This window comes from Bartonella sp. AP20NXHL (assembly GCF_042196165.1).
In the GTDB taxonomy this organism is placed as follows: domain Bacteria; phylum Pseudomonadota; class Alphaproteobacteria; order Rhizobiales; family Rhizobiaceae; genus Bartonella.
This window is the reverse complement of sequence record NZ_JBHIPV010000099.1, coordinates 1-747: the sequence shown is the minus strand read 5'-3', so window position 1 is coordinate 747 and position 747 is coordinate 1. Positions and strand designations below refer to the sequence as shown.

Below are 747 nucleotides of genomic sequence, written 5' to 3'. Positions count from 1 at the left end.
TGTCACACCAGCAAAAGACTTTTCATGCTTTTCTTTTGCGTTAGAGGTATCATAGCTTTCTGATAGGGTGATATTATTGCCGGCATCAATGTTGACATCACGATCCGCCGAAACAATGGCTGCTTGCATATTTACATCATTGTCAGCAGTAATCTGCACATCTTGGCGTGCCGTGATGTGTGATTGTGTGGAAGTGGTTTCCCATTGATCGCCCGTATCTTTGGCGCTTGCAACCCCAACACCCACAGAAGCACCGCTGTTGCTCTTTTCAAACTGAATGCCAAAGCCTGTACGTTCTTCCTTTGAGCTTGAGGAATGGCTATTATGACCAACAAGCACATTCACATCACGAGCTGCGGTAAGATTAACATTTTCCCCTGCAAGGTCAGAGCCAACAATTTTCACATCTTTTTTCTTGGCAGTGATGTTGATCGTACCATCCGCATTGAGAGAAGAACCTTGATGCTCAAAACTCTCTTCATTTTCTGTCTTTCCCTCACTCCCATATATCGACACAAAACCCTTTCCTGATCCCACACCAAAACCTGTTTCATGCTCCTCTGAATGGCTTTTATGGTGATCTGTCATGCCATCAATCGTCACACTTTCTCCGCTCACATTGATATCTTGACCGGAAAGCAGATGAGAAGCAGAAATCTTGGCTTCTCCTTGTGCGTCTAACACGATGTTGCCCGTTGCCCCAAGGATAGAGGAGACCGTTGTGGTATGCGATTGAGATGTATCGGA

At 45.4% G+C, this 747-nt stretch carries 1 protein-coding gene; it reads right to left on the bottom strand.

Annotated features, from left to right (window positions below):
• Window positions 1-747, bottom strand: a 747-nt coding sequence (locus tag ACFILL_RS09425) for a hemagglutinin repeat-containing protein (protein WP_375643855.1), incomplete at both ends; no start/stop codon positions are given.